The sequence below is a fragment of the Bacillus hominis genome (assembly GCF_018332515.1).
Classification (GTDB): Bacteria; Bacillota; Bacilli; order Bacillales; family Bacillaceae_G; genus Bacillus_A; species Bacillus_A hominis.
Genome location: NZ_BOQD01000597.1, coordinates 1 through 758 on the forward strand (window position 1 = coordinate 1; position 758 = coordinate 758).

Consider the following 758-nt stretch of genomic DNA (forward strand, 5'->3'; position numbering starts at 1 on the left):
CTAACACTTCTATATCTGTTGCTGTTAATTCTTGAAGATTTTTATCTGTAATACGCTTTCTTTTTAACTCTTCTATTTTTTTGTCTAGCTCTTTTCCGGTAATATCCCTTTCTCTAAACTTATCTATTTCTTTTTTAGATACTAAGTTTTGAGTAAGTTTTGGATTTAATTGCATCCAAAAATCTTTTTTATCAGTCTCAGTTAACTTATCAATATCTTCTTGCGGCATTTCAATTATTTCTGCAAGTTGTCTTGCAGTTTTTAACATTTCTTCCGCTTTTACACCTTTCATCTTTGTATATGTAATCGTACGTAAAGACTTATTGTCAACAACTGGATTACCTTCACGGTCATAAATTTTGCCGCGTGGTACTGTAAGACTAACAGTTGCATTCTCTCTTTTTTCTACTTCGTTTTTATATGTTTCTCCATCGAAAATTTGCACTTTACCTAACTTGATTATAATTCCAGAAAACAATAAAAACACACAAAAAAATAAAATATTTAACCTCATCGGTATTGCTCTACCACTCTTTTTCTCTTTCTTTTTCACCTTGTCATAATCTCCTCCTTACAACATTTTTAATAATTTTAAGCTTTCTATATTAAAAGTAATGTACAATTTCCATACATTACTTTGTACGCATATTAATATAACGTTTAAAACTTAATAGAAATTAAAACAAACATAAAGAAAAGGTAAAGTTTACTAAATTAAATATAAAAATACCCAATAACAAAAGCTTAGCTTTGTTATG

General features: G+C 28.1%; 1 pseudogene. It reads right to left on the reverse strand.

Annotation, left to right across the window (positions count from 1 at the left end):
* Positions 1-553: pseudogene (locus KI356_RS27540) on the reverse strand (penicillin-binding protein); the annotation flags it as partial.
* Positions 554-758 lie beyond the last annotated feature (205 nt).